Genomic DNA, 14969 nt, shown 5'->3' on the forward strand with positions numbered 1-14969 from the left:
ATTTCCGTTGCGGGGCGGACAGATGTCGATTCCGGCGCCGCAATACTTGACGCATAAATCGGGACCGGCAAGGGCGGCGGTTCAGCGGGGCCGCCGGCGGGAGGATTTCAGTTGACGGCTCGCATACTTCGACGATAGGCATTGCAGTCCTCGAAGGAAGGCAGCAGTCCTTGCCGTTCGGCTTCCCCGAGCGTGGGCGCCGCAGCGTCCTTCGCGGAGAGCAGCGGGTCGAGGCCCTCGGGCCACTCGATCGCCAGTGCCGGATCGAGCGGGTGAATCCCGAACTCACGCTGCGGCGCGTATCCCTGCGAGCACAGGTAGACGACGGTGGCGTGATCGTCCAGCGCCATGAAGGCGTGGCCCAGCCCTTCCGAGAGATAGACGCACCGGTGGTCCTCGTCGTCGAGCTGAACTGCCTCCCACTGACCGAAGGTTGGGGAGCCGACGCGGATGTCGACCACGACATCGAGGACGGCGCCGCTGACACAGGTGACGTACTTGGCCTGGCCCGGCGGGACCGCCGCACAGTGGATTCCACGGAGAGTGCCGCGTACGGAGCGAGAGCAGTTGGCCTGCTCGAGACTGAGCTTCTGGCCGGTCACAGCGTGGAACCGGTCGGTCTTGAACCACTCGTGGAAGCGGCCCCTGCTGTCCGTGAAGACCTCGGGTGTGTCCACCCAGGCCCCTTCGATGCCCAGTGGTTTCACGTGATCGCTTCCTTCCACACGTCGCTCGATTTGCTGAACACCACGTCCGTAACCCCAAGCGGTCCGCGGCTACACAGGAGCGCCCGGTCCTGTTCGCAGCAGTACGTCCCGACGCGCTCGGCTTCCCCGTTGTGGCATGACGGCGCATCGGGAGTCTTCCAGCAGTCCCAGCAAGTACTGGCCGTACCCGCTCTTGAGCAGCGGCTGGGCCAGCGCCCGGAGCTGGTCGTCGTCGATCAGGCCGGACCGCCAGGCCGTCTCCTCGATGCAGCCGATCTTGAAGCCCTGGCGCTCCTCGATCACCCGGACGAACTCCGAAGCCTGAACCATGGAGGCGAAGGTCCCGGTGTCCAGCCAGGCGGTGCCCCGGTCGAGCCGGATGACGTGCAGCTCACCGGACTCCAGATAGCAGCGGTTGAGGTCGGTGATCTCCAACTCGCCCCGGGCACTGGGCTGTAGGCCGCGCGCGATGTCCACGGCGCGGTTGTCGTAGAAGTACAGGCCCGGCACGGCGTACCGGGACTTCGGCCGGGCCGGTTTCTCCTCGATGGACAGTGCCTGGCCCAGCTCGTCGAACTCCACCACCCCGTACGCCGAGGGGTTGGCCACCGGGTACGCGAACACCCTGCCGCCCTTCATGCCGGCGTGCTGGGTCAGCCGTGTGCCGAGTCCGCTGCCGTGGAAGATGTTGTCGCCCAGGATCAGGGCGACCGCCTCGTCGTCGATGAAGTCGGCGCCCAGTACGAAGGCCTGGGCGATGCCCTCCGGGCGCTCTTGCGTCGCGTACTCCAGCCGCAGGCCCAGCTGATCGCCGTCGCCGAGCAGCCTTCGGAACTGGTGCTGGTCCTCCGGGGCGGTGATGATGAGGATCTCCCGGACCCCGGCCATCACCAGGGTGGACAGCGGGTAATAGACCATGGGCTTGTCGAAGACCGGCAGCAGCTGCTTGGACACCGAGCGAGTCAACGGCCAGAGTCGCGAGCCGGTGCCGCCGGCCAACAGAATTCCTCGCATGGCGTCACTGTAGGTGGACCGCCAATAGCTGCCGCATTCCGACACGGAGCGTCCGGCGCCTCAGCGGTGACGCCGTGCAGATCAGATCCGAGGGTCTGGCGGACTCCCCCCTGACCTCTCCACCAGGTCCAGTGCCTGCTTGACCGAAATTGCGCACAGGAAAAGTCGCCTCGAAATCTCGGTCGCAATCAATCTGCGTACGGGCGACGAAGGGTGGACCAGGACAAGATTTCTGCCGTTGCGCTTCCAGGAAAGAAAAAGTTCGAGAAGTTCTTTGTCGCAATCCGTGATTTCCGCGCAGTCCACCACAAGGCGTGAGTATCCGGATTTCACAGCGACGGTGAGCATGAACCGCAAAGGATACACGCTGATTTCGTCGATCACGCCTCGGAGCGCAATGACGAGCGTGCGATCAACGGTCTGGCAATAGGAGATCGCCAGCGGATCGTTCCACCGACCGGAGGCGGCGCGTTGGCCGGTGCCAGTCGGGTCCGAATGCACCGTGACCGGTTCCGCAAGGCTCATGTTATTGAAACCCCCCTCAGGGATTGACCGCCATGGACGAGAGTCCCCTTCGGCAAGATTGCTGGTGCACTTCGGCGCGGCCGTTGCGGCGCTGCCGAAATCGCGCTCTACACCTACCGCACAAGCACCGCCAACTGCACCCGCGTACGATCCAAACGGGTGAGGACCGAGGAAAGCATTCATTTTGGTCGTGATGCGATACGTTTTCCCTATCAGCTGGCCTCGTCGACCTCATCGCGATGCTCCATAAGGGTGGATCACGCTCTTCCTGACCGATTCCCGGCCAGGGAGCCCTACGATGAGATTCGCTGGACGAGCCTCGGTCGTTCATTCACGAAACGCACCCGAGCCCAGGCAGGCTCCCTTCCTCCCCCGGTGTCACCACCGCTGCCACACCGTGGTCGGCGGCTCAGATGCGGCCCCGGCGGTCGCGGTGGACGGCGGCGCTGCACGCGGCGGTGAGGATATCGGCGCCAGTTAAGTGTCCGTCGGCGCGGGAAATCGTTTCGTCAATGATGAATTCTTACAACACACCGCAGGTCCCCCCTGGCGGGCCGAACCCCCTGCCCACACCGGTTCCTCAGGTCGGAGTCCGCGCGTGGGAACGCCGGCCGACCCTGGAAGCGTCCGACCTCCGTGCGTCGTCGGCCTCCGGCACGACACCGGCCGACGGCCCGCAGCCCGATGCGGCGTCTGCCGGTGCGCATCCGGGCACACGGACTCCGGACAGCCTGTACGGCCAGGGCGAGCTCGCCCAGACGCCGCTTTACGGGCAGCTGGTGGCCGAGTGGCGGGCACGCGGCGCGATGCTGCCGGGAACCCGCGACCTGCAGTGGGACAGGCTCGCCTCCAGCAGAGCATTCGAGGAGGAGACACAAAGGACGCTCCGCATGCTGCGGCTCGAGCGGGATCCCGCGCCGGCATCCCCCTCATGGGCGGAGGCAGGGGTGGAATCGACCGGGAGAGGACGGCCGTCCCCTCCCGATGCCGTCGGGCGCGTGCCGAGGCCCCGGTAACAGTCCCGGTAATAGTTCTGCCGAATCGTAAATACGCCTGCCGACTGGTACGACGATCGGGACATGCAATCGAATGCATCGTGCTCCGGCCGGCGCCCCGCTCCCCGTTGCCACGACCGGGTGGCGAAAACCTTTAGCTATTGGAGCTCATCGTGTGAATTCTGGCGCAGTCGCGAGTCCCGGGGGTAGGCGAAGCGTTTGTGCGTGTGTGGAACCGCGTGAGTTGTGGGAAAGAAATACTGTTCTGGCAAAAGCCTTCTGTGCCGGCGATGACCGGGTGCGGCTGGCGCAGAGTGCCCTGGATGAGGCGCAGGCCGAGCGTACGAGGCTGCTTGCCGCATTCGCGGTGGTCGTCGGTGACGACGGCACCGTCGCCGGCATGATGGGCTTGCAGGAGCGCGAGGTCAGAGTTGCCCGCAGGACTGTCGGCCGGGAGGGGGCCCGCAATGTGGCGGCGAATCTGCTGACGCGAATGTCCGACCAGGCCTGCGAGATGGGCGGGGAGGCCGGTCAGGCGTCTTCGGATACGCATGCGTCTTTCCCTCGGGGAGAGACGAGTACGGCCGCCGCAGCATCAGCTCCCTACGCAGCACCGCCGTCCCAGGCGAGCAATTCCTATTCTGCTGCTGCCGCCGTTGAGGAACAGATGTGGGCCGAGCCGCCTCAGGTGTCCGGTCCCATCTGGTCACCATCGATGGACTCGGTGCTGGTGTGGAGCTGGCACTCCGGGCTGGACCTGCAGGTCGTCGCGAACGAACTCGGTCTCGAACTGAGGACGGTTCTGCAACGTGTGCAGGTCCTCGCGGCCGAGGGTCACCTTGTGAAATCCGACCAGGTTGCTTCGAGGGACTACTCAAGTGCTTCGAGGGACTACTCAAGTGGATCAAGGGACTACTCAGGAGGTTCAAGGGACTACTCAGGCCGCCATCGCCGGAACGAAGACACTCTCGAGTTCTCCAACTCGGGCGCCTTCGGCCTCGGCGGATTGTTTTCCAGCGCTTCCTGGACATGAGTCCGGCCGGGGCGGCCTTTGCGATGAGTCGTGAGTGGCCGGCCTTCAAGGGGTGACAAGGGGTAACTCCGTGGCGAACTCAGTCAGCGCCGACCTGAGCGCCGCCGGCGAGTGAATCCCGACGGCCCGTATGGGCCCGGCCGGGGATTGCGGGGCGAGGCGGCAGCCCCGGGGGCACGACCCAGGCCGCAGGGGAACGTTTTGCCTCCCAAGCTGCCCGGCGGGCCCGGGCGTCAGCCTCCCGCAGTTGCACACACCACTCACAGCCGGCTTCGTCATGCGCACGGGGGGCGAGCCAGTACGCGCCGGCCAGCCGGGCGTCGGGGACAGGGATCGCATTGCTGCCGAAGTCGTCCATGCCCGGGCCAACGACGCGATCGAACCGCGGGGAACGGCGGCCCCCGGCCATGCAACCGAACCGTCACCAACCGCCGGGAGGACCGGTCCGTCCTGATCACCCGATCGCGGACGCCGTCGTCCCACACTCGCCGTCGCACCGGCACTACTCTCCCCGCGAGGATCGGCCACGTCCCCCGGAGGCTCCGTTGGTATCCCCCGATTCCCCCGACACCCCGCGCTACGACGACCTGCGGGCGATGTTCATCAACTGCACGCTCAAGCGCTCGCCCGAGGCCAGCAACACCCAGGGGCTGATCGACAAGAGCCGCACGGTGATGGAGGCCAACGGCGTCGCCACCGAGCTCGTACGAGCCGTCGATCACGACATCGCGACCGGCGTGTGGCCGGACATGACCGAGCACGGATGGGAGAGCGACGCGTGGCCCGCGCTGTACGAGCGGGTCATGGCGGCCGACATCCTGGTGCTGGCCGGGCCGATCTGGCTCGGCGACAACAGCTCGGTGACCAAGCAGGTGATCGAGCGGCTGTACGCGTGCTCGTCGCTGCTCAACGACCGCGGACAGTACGCGTATTACGGCCGGGTCGGCGGGTGTCTCATCACGGGCAACGAGGACGGCGTGAAGCACTGCGCGATGAACGTCCTCTACAGCCTCCAGCACCTCGGCTACACGATCCCGCCGCAGGCGGACGCGGGCTGGATCGGGGAGGCCGGGCCCGGGCCCTCGTATCTCGACCCCGGGTCCGGCGGGCCGGAGAACGACTTCACCAACCGCAACACCACCTTCATGACCTGGAACCTGATGCACCTCGGCGCCATGCTCAAGCAGGCAGGTGGCATCCCCGCGCACGGCAACCAGCGCTCGGAGTGGGACGCCGGGTGCCGCTACGACTTCCCGAACCCCGAGCACCGCTGAAGCGCGTCCCGCGCGCGGACGGCGCACCATGAGGGCATGGACGACGCCCGCCTCGGCGAAATCAGCACACCCGGGCGCCTCGCCGGGCCCGGCGAGGGCATCAGCCCGGAGGAGCTGGCGCTCGCCGCCCGCAACCACGGGCTGCCGCTGGAGGCGCTGCGCTACGACGTGACTCCGCCCGGGCTGCACTACGTCCTCGTCCATTACGACATCCCCGCCGCCGAAGCCGCCGAGTGGCGGCTCACCGTAGGGGGCCGGGTGCGCACCCCGCTGACACTGGACGTGGCGGCGCTGAGGGCGTACGAGCCCGTCACCCACCGGGTCACGATGGAGTGCGCGGGCAACGGCCGGGCACGGCTCAGCCCGCGCCCGGTGAGCCAGCCGTGGCTGGTGGAGGCGGTCGGGACGGCGGAGTGGACCGGGGTGCCGCTGCGGACCCTGCTCGCCGAGGCCGGGGTGGAGCCGGACGCCGTCGAGGCGGTGTTCACGGGCGCCGACCACGGGGTCGAGCGCGGGGTCGAGCAGGACTACCAGCGCAGCCTCCCGCTGTCCGTGGCCACCGGCAGCGATCCCGAGGTGCTGGTCGCGTACGAGATGAACGGCCGTCCGCTGCCGCCGCAGCACGGCCGTCCCGTACGGCTGGTGGTGCCCGGCTGGTACGGGATGGCGCATGTGAAGTGGCTGCGGGACATCAGCCTCACCGACACCCCGTTCACCGGCTTCCAGCAGTCGGTCGCGTACCGCTACAAGCAGTCCCCCGACGACCCCGGCGAACCGGTCACCCGCGTCGCGCCGCGCGCCCTGATGATCCCGCCCGGATTCCCGGACTTCATGTCCCGGGCCCGTGTGGTGCGCCCCGGCCGGATGGGGCTGGAGGGCCGCGCATGGTCCGGCCACGCGCCGGTCGTACGGGTGGAGGTCAGTACCGACGACGGCCGTACGTGGCACGACGCCGCACTGACACCCCCGGAGGGCCACGCCTGGGCCTGGCGTCACTGGCATACGGCATGGGCGGCCACACCCGGCCGCCATGTGCTCAGCGTCCGCGCCACCGATGCCGACGGGCGTACCCAGCCCCTCGATCAGGCGTGGAACCGCGGCGGCTTCGGCAACAACCTCGTCCAGCGGATTCCTGTGCTCTGCCTGCCGGAGGGGCGCTGACTCGTGCCCTCCGGCCCGAGTTGCGGAGCGGCCCGCCATGGGGTTGGTTCGAAGTAGGTGTGGACGTGGTTTCTGTCTCCCCTCCTGGCTTGGGGGTGAACCACTGTGCTGTTCACCGATCGCGTGGACGCGGGGCAGCGCCTCGCCGAAGCGTTGCGGCATCTGCGGGGGGCTGATCCCGTTGTGCTCGGGCTGCCGCGGGGCGGGGTGCCCGTGGCGTTCCAGGTGGCGCGGGTGCTCGGGGCGCCGCTGGACGTGATCGTCGTGCGGAAGCTGGGGGTGCCGTACCACCGGGAGCTGGGGTTCGGTGCCATCGGCGAGGGCGGGGTGCGGGTCATCAGCGACGACATCGTCCGCCGGGGGCACGTCTCGGCGAAGGACGTCGAGGCGGTGGAACAGGCCGAGGCGGCCGAACTCGTACGGCAGGCGGAGCGGTTCCGGGCCGACCGGCCACGGATAGACATCAAGGGCCGGACGGTGATCGTGGTGGACGACGGGATCGCCACCGGCGCCACCGCCGCGGCCGCCTGCGAGGTCGTACGGGCGCAGGGAGCGGCCCATGTGGTGCTGGCCGCGCCGGTGGCGCCGCCGGACGCCGTCGGGTGGCTGCGCACCGAGGCCGACGAGGTGGTGTGCCTGTCGACGCCGCGCGCGTTCTCGGCCGTCGGTGAGTGGTACCGGGACTTCTCGCAGACCGCCGACGAGGAGGTCGTCTCCCTGCTGGCACAGGCGGCCGAGGCCACGCAGAGCGATCCCGGGGGAGTCGACCCGCAGGGCGTCGATCCCCGGGGCGTCGATCCCCGGGGTGCGGAGGCCGAGGACGTCGACGTCGAGGCGGGCGGCGTCCGGCTCGCCGGGGAACTCACCCTGCCGGACGGGGCCGGAGCGGTCGTGATGTTCGCGCACGGCTCCGGCAGCAGCCGGCACAGCCCGCGCAACCGGTCGGTCGCATCGGCCCTCAACCGGGCCGGCCTCGGCACCCTGCTCTTCGACCTGCTCACCGAGGCCGAGGCCGCGGACCGGGCGAACGTCTTCGACATCGAGATCCTCGCCCGCAGGCTCGCGGGCGCCACCCAGTGGCTGCGCACCCGCGCATACCTTCCGATCGGCTACTTCGGGGCGTCCACCGGCGCCGCGGCGGCGTTGTGGGCGGCGTCCACCGCCGGCAAGGAGGTAGGCGCCGTGGTCTCCCGCGGCGGGCGGCCCGATCTGGCCGGTCCCCGGCTCCCCGGCGTACGCGCGCCGACGCTGCTGATCGTCGGCGGCAACGACACGACGGTCCTGGACCTCAACCGCCAGGCCCAGGCGGCGCTGCGCTGCGAGAACCAGCTGACGGTCGTCCCGGGCGCGACGCATCTCTTCGAGGAGCCGGGAGCACTGGAGGAAGTGTCGGCGCTCGCCCGCGACTGGTTCACGGTGCACCTCACGCCGCAGGCGCCGTAACGAGGCGCCGGACGCTCTCACCCAGTGAATCGAAGTTCACCTGGCGAACGCCGAGAACGATGCGAGAGGCGGGCTGACACACGACCCCGGCCCAGGGCGGAGTCCTCGATCGCCGGAGGGGCCACGTCCACAGGCCCCTCCGGCGGTCGACGACCGGGGGTCCTGGGCAGCGCCCCCGTCAGCACGGGAGCGGCAACCCCGTGTAGTTCTCCGCCAGTTCCGCCGCCGCGTGCGGCGACGTCGCCACCCGCTCCAGCTGCGCCAGCTGCAGGCGCGTCTCGAACGCCGGCTGCGCCGGATCCGCGTGCAGCGTCGTCGTCATGAAGTACGAGAAGTGCTCCGCACGCCACACACGGCGCAGGCAGGTGTCCGAATACGCGTCCAGCAGCTCCGTCGAGCCGCTGTCCCGCCGGCTGATCAGCGCCCGGGCCAGCACGATCACATCGGCGGCGGCCAGATTGAGCCCCTTCGCCCCGGTCGGCGGGACGATGTGCGCCGCGTCGCCGGCCAGGAAGACCCGGCCGTGGCGCATGGGTTCGGTGACGTGACTGCGCATCGGGAGCACCGCCTTGGACATGACCGGACCGCGCTCCAGCCGCCACCCCGGGTCGGCGTCGGTCGCGAACCTGGCGTCGAGCTCGTCCCAGATCCGCTCGTCGGACCAGTCCGCGGGGTCGGTGCCGTTCGGCACCTGGAGGTAGAGCCTGCTCACCGATGCCGACCGCATGCTGGCGAGCGCGAACCCGCGCTCCGAGTGGGCGTAGATCAACTCCTCGTAGACGGGCGGCGCTTCGGCGAGAATGCCCAGCCAGGAGTACGGGTACGTCCGCTCGTACCCGGTCCGCACGGACTCGGGTATCGCGTTCCGTGCCACGCCGTGGAAGCCGTCGCAGCCGATGACGTAGTCGCAGGTCAGCGTCTGTTCGCGGCCTTCGTGTACGTAACGGATCACCGGGCTCTCGGTGTCGGCGCCCTCGACGGAGGTCACTTCGGCTCCGAACAGCAGCGGACCGCCGGCGGCGAGCTGGAGGGTGATCAGGTCCTTCACGACCTCGGTCTGCGCGTACACCATCACGCTCCGCCCGCCGGTGAGGGACGGGAAGTCGACGCGGTGCGCGCGGCGGCCGAAGCGCAGCTCGATGCCGTGGTGGGGCATGCCCTCGCGGTCCATCCGTTCCCCGGCCCCGGCGGCGCGGAGGGCATCCACGGTGGCCTGTTCGAGGATGCCGGCGCGCTGCCGCTGCTCGACGTACGCGCGGTCACGGCGCTCCAGGACCACGCTGTCGATCCCCGCGCTGTGCAGCAACCGTGCCAGCAGCAGTCCTGCGGGACCGCCGCCGATGATGCCGACGCTGGTGTGCATCAGTGCTCCTCGTCCGCTCCTGGGTGGGGATCACGGTGCTCGTGCTCGTCCTCGCCGGGACGCGTCACCTCTCCAGTACCAGTGCCAGGCCCTGCCCCACGCCGATGCACAGCGTGGCGAGGCCGGTGCCGGAGCCCGTGGCGGCGAGCTGGTGGGCGACGGCGCCGGTGAGCCGGGCGCCGGATGCGCCGAGGGGGTGGCCGATGGCGATGGCACCGCCGCGCGGGTTGACGACGGCCGGGTCGAGCCCCGGCCACTGGCGCAGACAGGCCAGCGCCTGGGCGGCGAAGGCTTCGTTGAGCTCGACGGTGTGCAGATCGCCGAACTCCCGGCCGGCCTTCTTCAGGGCACGGCGGACGGCCTCGACCGGTCCCGCCCCGAAGTACTGCGGCTCGATGCCGGTGACGGCTGAGGCGCCGATGCGGGCGAGGGGTTCGCGGCCGGTGGCGCGCAGACCGTCCTCGTCCACGAGCAGCAGCGCGGCGGCGCCGTCGTTGAGCGGGGAGGAGTTGCCCGCGGTGACCGTCCCGCTGCCGTCCGTCCGGAACACCGGCTTCAGCTTGGCCAGCGCCTCGGGCGACGTGCTGTCGCGGATGCACTCGTCGCGCGCGAGCTCCACGCCGTCGACGGGGACGACCTCGCCGTCGTACAGCCCTTCGGACCATGCACGTGCCGCGTTCCGGTGGCTGGCGAGGGCGAAGGAGTCCTGCTCCTCGCGCCCGATGCCGTACCGCTCGGCGAGCAGCTCCGCCCCTTCACCGAGGCCGACGGTCCATTCGTCGGGCATGCGCGGGTTGACCATCCGCCAGCCGAGGGTCGTCGAGTACATCTGCTGGTGACCAGCGGGGAAGCCGCGCTCCGGCTTCTGCACCACCCAGGGCGCGCGGCTCATCGACTCGACGCCGCCCGCGACGGCGATCGACGCGTCGCCGACGGCGATGGCGCGGGCGGCCTGGATGACGGCCTCCATCCCGGAGCCGCAGAGCCGGTTCACGGTCGTGCCGGGGACGGTGACCGGCAGGCCCGCGAGCAGCACGGCCATGCGGGCCACGTCCCGGTTGTCCTCGCCCGCGGCATTGGCGTCACCGAAGAAGACGTCGTCGATACGGGCCGGGTCGAGCTCCGGAGTACGGGAGACGAGGGCACCGAGCACGCCCGCGGCGAGATCGTCGGGGCGCACGCCGGACAGAGCGCCGCCGTACTTGCCGATGGGCGTACGGACGGCGTCCACGATGTACACATCGCGCAGACGGTCGGTCATGTCAGCTCCTTCATGGGTGCGGCGGCCTTCGCACGCACATCCGCACGGGCGACTCCTCCCAGGATGCGGTGTCGACCTGTCCGCGACGCCTGCCCTGTTCGCCAGATGAACTACAGTTCACAATTGAGTCGCCCCCGAGTGTGCGTGCACCCGTCACGCATGTCAACGCCCTGGAGAACCGATGTCAGCCACGCCCCCCGCAGAGGCCGTAGGTCCGCTGATGCGCGGTATCGCCGTGCTGCGCGGGATCAGCGAGGCCGGCGGCCGGATGAGCCTCAGCGAACTCGTCCGTACGACCGGGCTGGCCCGGTCCACCGTCGACCGGGTCGCCGCCACTCTCGCGCGCATGGGTTACGTGCGCCTCGACGGCCACGCGGCCGGGCTCGCGCCCCGGCTCATGGAGCTCGGCAACGCGTATCTGGCCGCGGTCGGGCTGCCGGGCCCGCTCGGCCCGCTCGCCGAGCGGCTCGCCGAGGAGCTCGACGAGTCGGTGTCGCTCGCCGTCCCCGACCGCGACGGCATCCGCTTCATCCACCAGACCACCCGGCGTCGCGCCATGTCGCTGACCTTCCGCATCGGCGATCTGCTGCCCGCCGAACGCACCGCACCGGGCCCCTTGTTCGCCGCCGCATGGTCGGACGAGGAACGGGCGGCGTGGCGCCCCGGAGCCGCCTTCGAGGAACGGACGGCCCGCGCCGCGAAGGACGGCTGGGCGCTGGACGACCAGCTGATCGAGCACGGGCTGATCGCCTTCGCGGTCCCGGTGCACGACCCGCGGGGACGGCCGGCCTGCGCGCTGAGCGTCGTCAGCCACACCAGCCGCCACAGCGCCGACTCACTGCGCCGCGCGGTACTTCCCCGGGTACGCGAGACCGTGGCCGCGATGGAACAGGAGCTGCGGCAGGCCCCGCCCGCCGCGGAGCCCGCCGCCGCCGGACTCGCGCACTGGACCACCGCGTCCAAGCAGGAGCTCGGCGCGGAGTTCGTGGAGTCGCTGGCCCGCGGACTGACCGTCATCACCGCCTTCGGCGAGGGCCGGGCGGAACTCGGCCTCAGCGCGATCGCCGAAGCCACCGGCCTCGCCCGCGCCACCGCCCGCCGCGCCCTCATCACCCTGGAGCACCTCGGGTACGTCACCTCACGGGACCGGGCCTTCCGCCTCACCCCGCGCGTGCTGTCCCTCGGCTGTCCCCCGCTCTCCCGGACGACGCTCCCGGACATCGCCGTACCGCACCTGGCGGAGCTGGTCCGCCGTGTCCATGACTCCGCGTCGCTCGCCGTCCTCGACGGCGACGACATCCGCTACACGGCCCGGGTCGCCACCGAGCGCATCATGAGCGTCAACATCACCGTCGGCACCCGCCTCCCGGCGTACGCGGCCTCCATGGGCCGTGTCCTGCTCGCGGGCCTCCCCGCGGACGAGCGCGCGGCCCGCATCGGCCGCACCGAGCTTCGTCCGCTGACCCCCCGCACCATCACCGACCCCGCCCGCCTCGCCTCGCTCCTCGACCGCGTCCGCCAGGAGGGCCATGCCCTGGTCGATGAGGAACTCGAAGAGGGACTCCGTTCCCTGGCCGTTCCGGTCCACGACCACACGGGCCGTACCGTCGCCGCACTCAACGTCGCCATGCACACGGCCCGCCGCACTCCCGACGAGTGCCTCACGGACGTCCTCCCCCAACTCCGCGCCACCGCCGCCCACATCGAGTCCGACCTCCACATCGCGGGCCGCTTCACGCGCATCCCGGAGGCCTGACGTCAGCTCGTCCAGAAGTCCCACCAGCGCGTCAGGATCAGCATCCCGATGATCCCCGTCCACAGCACCGGCGGTACCCAGCCGAACTCGCGCAGGCCGTTCCGCAGGCCGGCCGGTGCCGGGAGCATCCGGTGTTCGACGGTGTGGCGGGTCACGTAGCAGAACAGGAGGATCGTGGCGGTCCAGGCGAGGGAGCACCACAGGCACAGCGCGTTGATGCGGTACAGCGACTGGAACTGGAGCCAGGTGCAGAACGCGACGCCGAAGAGGGTGCCGGCGTTGAGGGCGAGCCAGAACCAGCGGCGGTAGCGGGCGCCCGCCAGGAGGCCGGCCCCGACGCCGATCACGACGGCGTACGAGACAAGGCCCAGCATCGGGTTGGGGAAGCCGAAGGCCGCGGCTTGGTCGCTCTTCATGATGTTGCCGCAGGACACGACCGGGTTGAGGCTGCAGCCCGGCGTGAAGTGCGGGTCTTCGAGCAGCCTGAACTTGTCGATCGTGATGACCCACGACGCGAGCAGTCCCGCCGCGCCCGTGACGACGAGCAGGAGTGCGAAGCCGCGGCTACCGCCGACCGCATCTGACGGGGCGTCGTCCGGCGCCGTCGCCGGGCGCGGGACGCGTGCCCTCGCTTGTGTCTCCATGTCTCTCCAGGTCCCCTCTCCGACCGGTCCTTCAGGATCGGTTCCCCGACCCTTCGCCCACCTGGGCCGATGCGCACACGCAGTAATCGCCGTCCCGCTCAACGCGACGGATCGTCAGATTCCGATTAGCGTCGCGGTTGTCCCTGACCCTTGTATCGAGGAGCTCGATCATGAAGCTGACGCTTCGCCGCCCGGGGGCGGCCGCCGCCCCGAGCAGCTGGATAACACTCAAGCTCGCCGGGGTCACCCGGGAGGTCGCGCACCCCGCGGCCTGCTGCCCGGCGAGCGCGCCCCAGCACCTTTGATCCGTAGGGCGTAACCAAGGCCCGGCAGGCGGTCATGCACCCGCCCGTCGGGCCTTTCGGCGTCCGCTGCCGCTTCACCCGCGCAGCTGACGCACCGGCAGCAGGCAGTGCGCCGCCGTCGACAGCATCGCCTCGTCGCCCACGAACTCCCGCAGCTCCTCCTCCGTGACCGGCACCCCGGGAGCCGCCTCCGGCCACGGCCGGGTGGCGAAGACGAAATAGACATGGCCCCGCTCCTGCACCGCGGCGAGCCACTCCGGCGGCACCGCGCACTGGGCGGTGAGATGAGGCATCGTCAGGACCGCTTGACCCGCCTCGACAAGGAGGCTGACGGGGAGGCCGACGGCCTGGGCGGCGTCCACGTACTCGGTTCCGACCGGCAGGCCCACATCGGCGAGCAGCTGCCGGGCGGCGGCCTCCACCCCTTCGGGGCCGCCGTCGCCGTCCCCGAGTGAGTAGGCCAGGAGGAAAGGCATGTCGCGCTCGTCGTCAGGATGTTCGCCGCTCCAGGCGATGACGACGAGGGTGCCCAGCTGGGCCGGGCGGAAGGCGCGTACTGCGCTGGGGGTTGAGGTCACGGTCGGACCTTAGCGACTTACCGGGATCGTTCGGGCGTCGGTGTCACACGCGCGGGGGAGCCCCACCACCGATTGACCCCGAAGGTGTCGCGCTCGCTCGCGCGTACGCACCCGGGCATGGGCCCGGCAGCGGACCGGCAGCGGACCGGCAGCGGACCGGCCGGCGACGAAAGGCCGGCCCTGCGGAACCCCCATTCCGCCGGGCCGGCCCGGAACCGCACCACCGACATCGCTCATCCAGCGCAATCCACGGAATTCAGTCGGGTGAATTCGTCACCGGCGCTCACGCGCTCAGGCGCCCATGGGGAGTCCGCCGAGGAGGTGGCTCGGAGCGGCCTTCTTGACCTTGCCCAGGTCGCCGCTGGCGTCCTTGACGCTGCTGAGCAGCGAGCCCTTCTTCTCCGTGTCCAGCGCCTCGTTCGCGAGCGGCTCCAAGGAGGTCGTGGTCTCTTCCGCGACGGTCCCGACCGCCCCGTTGAGGCTGCTCGGAGTGAGTTCGGAAGCGGCGAAAGCCGGGGCGGCGGCACCCGCGGCCACCAGGGAACCGGCAACGACCGCAGCGACCCTCATGGACTTCATCAGTGAATCTCCCCTTCGGCGACGCGTGTCGCGCGCGCAAGTGACGTACGGCTCAGGCATATTGCGGATGCTCGCGCCTGCCTGTCGTGCAGCTACACGTTCTGTAACGATCCGTCACCGCGCCAGAAACTCCGAATCCCGGGGATTCCTGTATCCCCACCCGAATGAAGCGGCCGCCCGGATGTTCGTATCAGCTGCGGGAGCACGCCGAAAAGGTCGTGGGGGGGGGGGGGGGGGGGGGGGGGGGGGGGGGGGGGGGGGGGGGGGGGGGGGGGGGGGGGGGGGGGGTGGGGGGGGGGGGGGGTGAGGGGGGGGGGGGGGGGTGGGGAAG

14 protein-coding genes are annotated in these 14969 nt (G+C 70.3%); 6 read left to right on the top strand and 8 right to left on the bottom strand.

The annotated features are described in order from the left end of the window. Window positions 1-107: 107 nt before the first annotated feature. The 3 genes from rfbC to AC0699_RS34705 form a co-directional block, all read right to left on the bottom strand. Entirely contained in the window at window positions 108-707 is a 600-nt protein-coding gene (gene rfbC, locus AC0699_RS34695; RefSeq protein ID WP_478668489.1) for a dTDP-4-dehydrorhamnose 3,5-epimerase, read from the bottom strand. A gap of 69 nt (window positions 708-776) precedes the next feature. Further along, window positions 777-1721, bottom strand: coding sequence for a glucose-1-phosphate thymidylyltransferase RfbA (gene rfbA, locus AC0699_RS34700; protein WP_478668492.1), 945 nt, complete (start codon window positions 1719-1721; stop codon window positions 777-779). 81 nt (window positions 1722-1802) lie between these two features. Next, window positions 1803-2246 carry an STAS domain-containing protein gene (locus AC0699_RS34705; protein ID WP_478668495.1) on the bottom strand — a complete coding sequence of 148 codons (444 nt, stop codon included), beginning with the start codon at window positions 2244-2246 and terminating at the stop codon, window positions 1803-1805. Between the two features lie 1224 nt (window positions 2247-3470). On the opposite strand from AC0699_RS34705, the gene AC0699_RS34710 reads away from it, so the two are divergent. The 4 genes from AC0699_RS34710 (at window position 3471) to AC0699_RS34725 (ending at window position 8152) form a co-directional block, all read left to right on the top strand. Next, entirely contained in the window at window positions 3471-4274 is an 804-nt protein-coding gene (locus AC0699_RS34710) for a hypothetical protein (protein WP_478668499.1), read from the top strand. Window positions 4275-4870: 596 nt separating this feature from the next. Continuing rightward, window positions 4871-5548 carry a flavodoxin family protein gene (locus AC0699_RS34715; protein ID WP_478668544.1) on the top strand — a complete coding sequence of 226 codons (678 nt, stop codon included), beginning with the start codon at window positions 4871-4873 and terminating at the stop codon, window positions 5546-5548. 36 nt (window positions 5549-5584) lie between these two features. Beyond that, window positions 5585-6709 (top strand): sulfite oxidase, encoded by a 1125-nt coding sequence (locus AC0699_RS34720; RefSeq protein WP_478668503.1) that lies wholly within the window; start codon window positions 5585-5587, stop codon window positions 6707-6709. A gap of 105 nt (window positions 6710-6814) precedes the next feature. Further along, the gene (locus AC0699_RS34725) at window positions 6815-8152 is read left to right on the top strand and encodes a phosphoribosyltransferase family protein (protein WP_478668507.1); all 1338 of its coding nucleotides are present in this window, start codon (window positions 6815-6817) and stop codon (window positions 8150-8152) included. A 178-nt stretch (window positions 8153-8330) separates the two neighbouring features. Here the strand turns inward: AC0699_RS34725 and AC0699_RS34730 are convergent, their stop codons facing one another. After that, window positions 8331-9515, bottom strand: a complete 1185-nt coding sequence (locus tag AC0699_RS34730; protein WP_478668511.1) for a 4-hydroxybenzoate 3-monooxygenase — start codon at window positions 9513-9515, stop codon at window positions 8331-8333. 64 nt (window positions 9516-9579) lie between these two features. Then, the gene (locus AC0699_RS34735; RefSeq protein WP_478668516.1) at window positions 9580-10776 is read right to left on the bottom strand and encodes a thiolase family protein; all 1197 of its coding nucleotides are present in this window, start codon (window positions 10774-10776) and stop codon (window positions 9580-9582) included. A gap of 181 nt (window positions 10777-10957) precedes the next feature. On the opposite strand from AC0699_RS34735, the gene AC0699_RS34740 reads away from it, so the two are divergent. Then, on the top strand, window positions 10958-12532 hold the full coding sequence (locus AC0699_RS34740) for an IclR family transcriptional regulator domain-containing protein (protein ID WP_478668520.1): 1575 nt from the start codon (window positions 10958-10960) through the stop codon (window positions 12530-12532). 2 nt (window positions 12533-12534) lie between these two features. Here the strand turns inward: AC0699_RS34740 and AC0699_RS34745 are convergent, their stop codons facing one another. Next, on the bottom strand, window positions 12535-13176 hold the full coding sequence (locus AC0699_RS34745; protein ID WP_478668524.1) for a vitamin K epoxide reductase family protein: 642 nt from the start codon (window positions 13174-13176) through the stop codon (window positions 12535-12537). Window positions 13177-13346: 170 nt separating this feature from the next. Here AC0699_RS34745 and AC0699_RS34750 point away from each other — a divergent pair, with 170 nt between their 5' ends. Beyond that, window positions 13347-13481, top strand: a complete 135-nt coding sequence (locus tag AC0699_RS34750) for a hypothetical protein (RefSeq protein WP_478668527.1) — start codon at window positions 13347-13349, stop codon at window positions 13479-13481. A gap of 74 nt (window positions 13482-13555) precedes the next feature. Here AC0699_RS34750 and AC0699_RS34755 read toward each other — a convergent pair whose 3' ends face one another. Then, window positions 13556-14059 carry a DUF5949 family protein gene (locus tag AC0699_RS34755; RefSeq protein WP_478668531.1) on the bottom strand — a complete coding sequence of 168 codons (504 nt, stop codon included), beginning with the start codon at window positions 14057-14059 and terminating at the stop codon, window positions 13556-13558. A 291-nt stretch (window positions 14060-14350) separates the two neighbouring features. Next, window positions 14351-14638 (bottom strand): hypothetical protein, encoded by a 288-nt coding sequence (locus AC0699_RS34760; protein ID WP_478668535.1) that lies wholly within the window; start codon window positions 14636-14638, stop codon window positions 14351-14353. Window positions 14639-14969 lie beyond the last annotated feature (331 nt).

It is taken from the genome of Streptomyces sp. NPDC043870, assembly GCF_056435785.1.

Excerpts from the sequence above, each read along its gene's own strand:
- rfbA (WP_478668492.1), bottom strand. The coding sequence starts at position 1,721 with ATGCGAGGAATTCTGTTGGCCGGCGGCACCGGCTCGCGACTCTGGCCG.
- AC0699_RS34745 (WP_478668524.1), bottom strand. The coding sequence starts at position 13,176 with ATGGAGACACAAGCGAGGGCACGCGTCCCGCGCCCGGCGACGGCGCCG.
- AC0699_RS34715 (WP_478668544.1), top strand. The coding sequence starts at position 4,871 with ATGTTCATCAACTGCACGCTCAAGCGCTCGCCCGAGGCCAGCAACACC.
- AC0699_RS34720 (WP_478668503.1), top strand. The coding sequence starts at position 5,585 with ATGGACGACGCCCGCCTCGGCGAAATCAGCACACCCGGGCGCCTCGCC.
- AC0699_RS34740 (WP_478668520.1), top strand. The coding sequence starts at position 10,958 with ATGTCAGCCACGCCCCCCGCAGAGGCCGTAGGTCCGCTGATGCGCGGT.
- AC0699_RS34730 (WP_478668511.1), bottom strand. The coding sequence starts at position 9,515 with ATGCACACCAGCGTCGGCATCATCGGCGGCGGTCCCGCAGGACTGCTG.
- AC0699_RS34760 (WP_478668535.1), bottom strand. The coding sequence starts at position 14,638 with ATGAAGTCCATGAGGGTCGCTGCGGTCGTTGCCGGTTCCCTGGTGGCC.
- AC0699_RS34705 (WP_478668495.1), bottom strand. The coding sequence starts at position 2,246 with ATGAGCCTTGCGGAACCGGTCACGGTGCATTCGGACCCGACTGGCACC.
- AC0699_RS34750 (WP_478668527.1), top strand. The coding sequence starts at position 13,347 with ATGAAGCTGACGCTTCGCCGCCCGGGGGCGGCCGCCGCCCCGAGCAGC.
- AC0699_RS34735 (WP_478668516.1), bottom strand. The coding sequence starts at position 10,776 with ATGACCGACCGTCTGCGCGATGTGTACATCGTGGACGCCGTCCGTACG.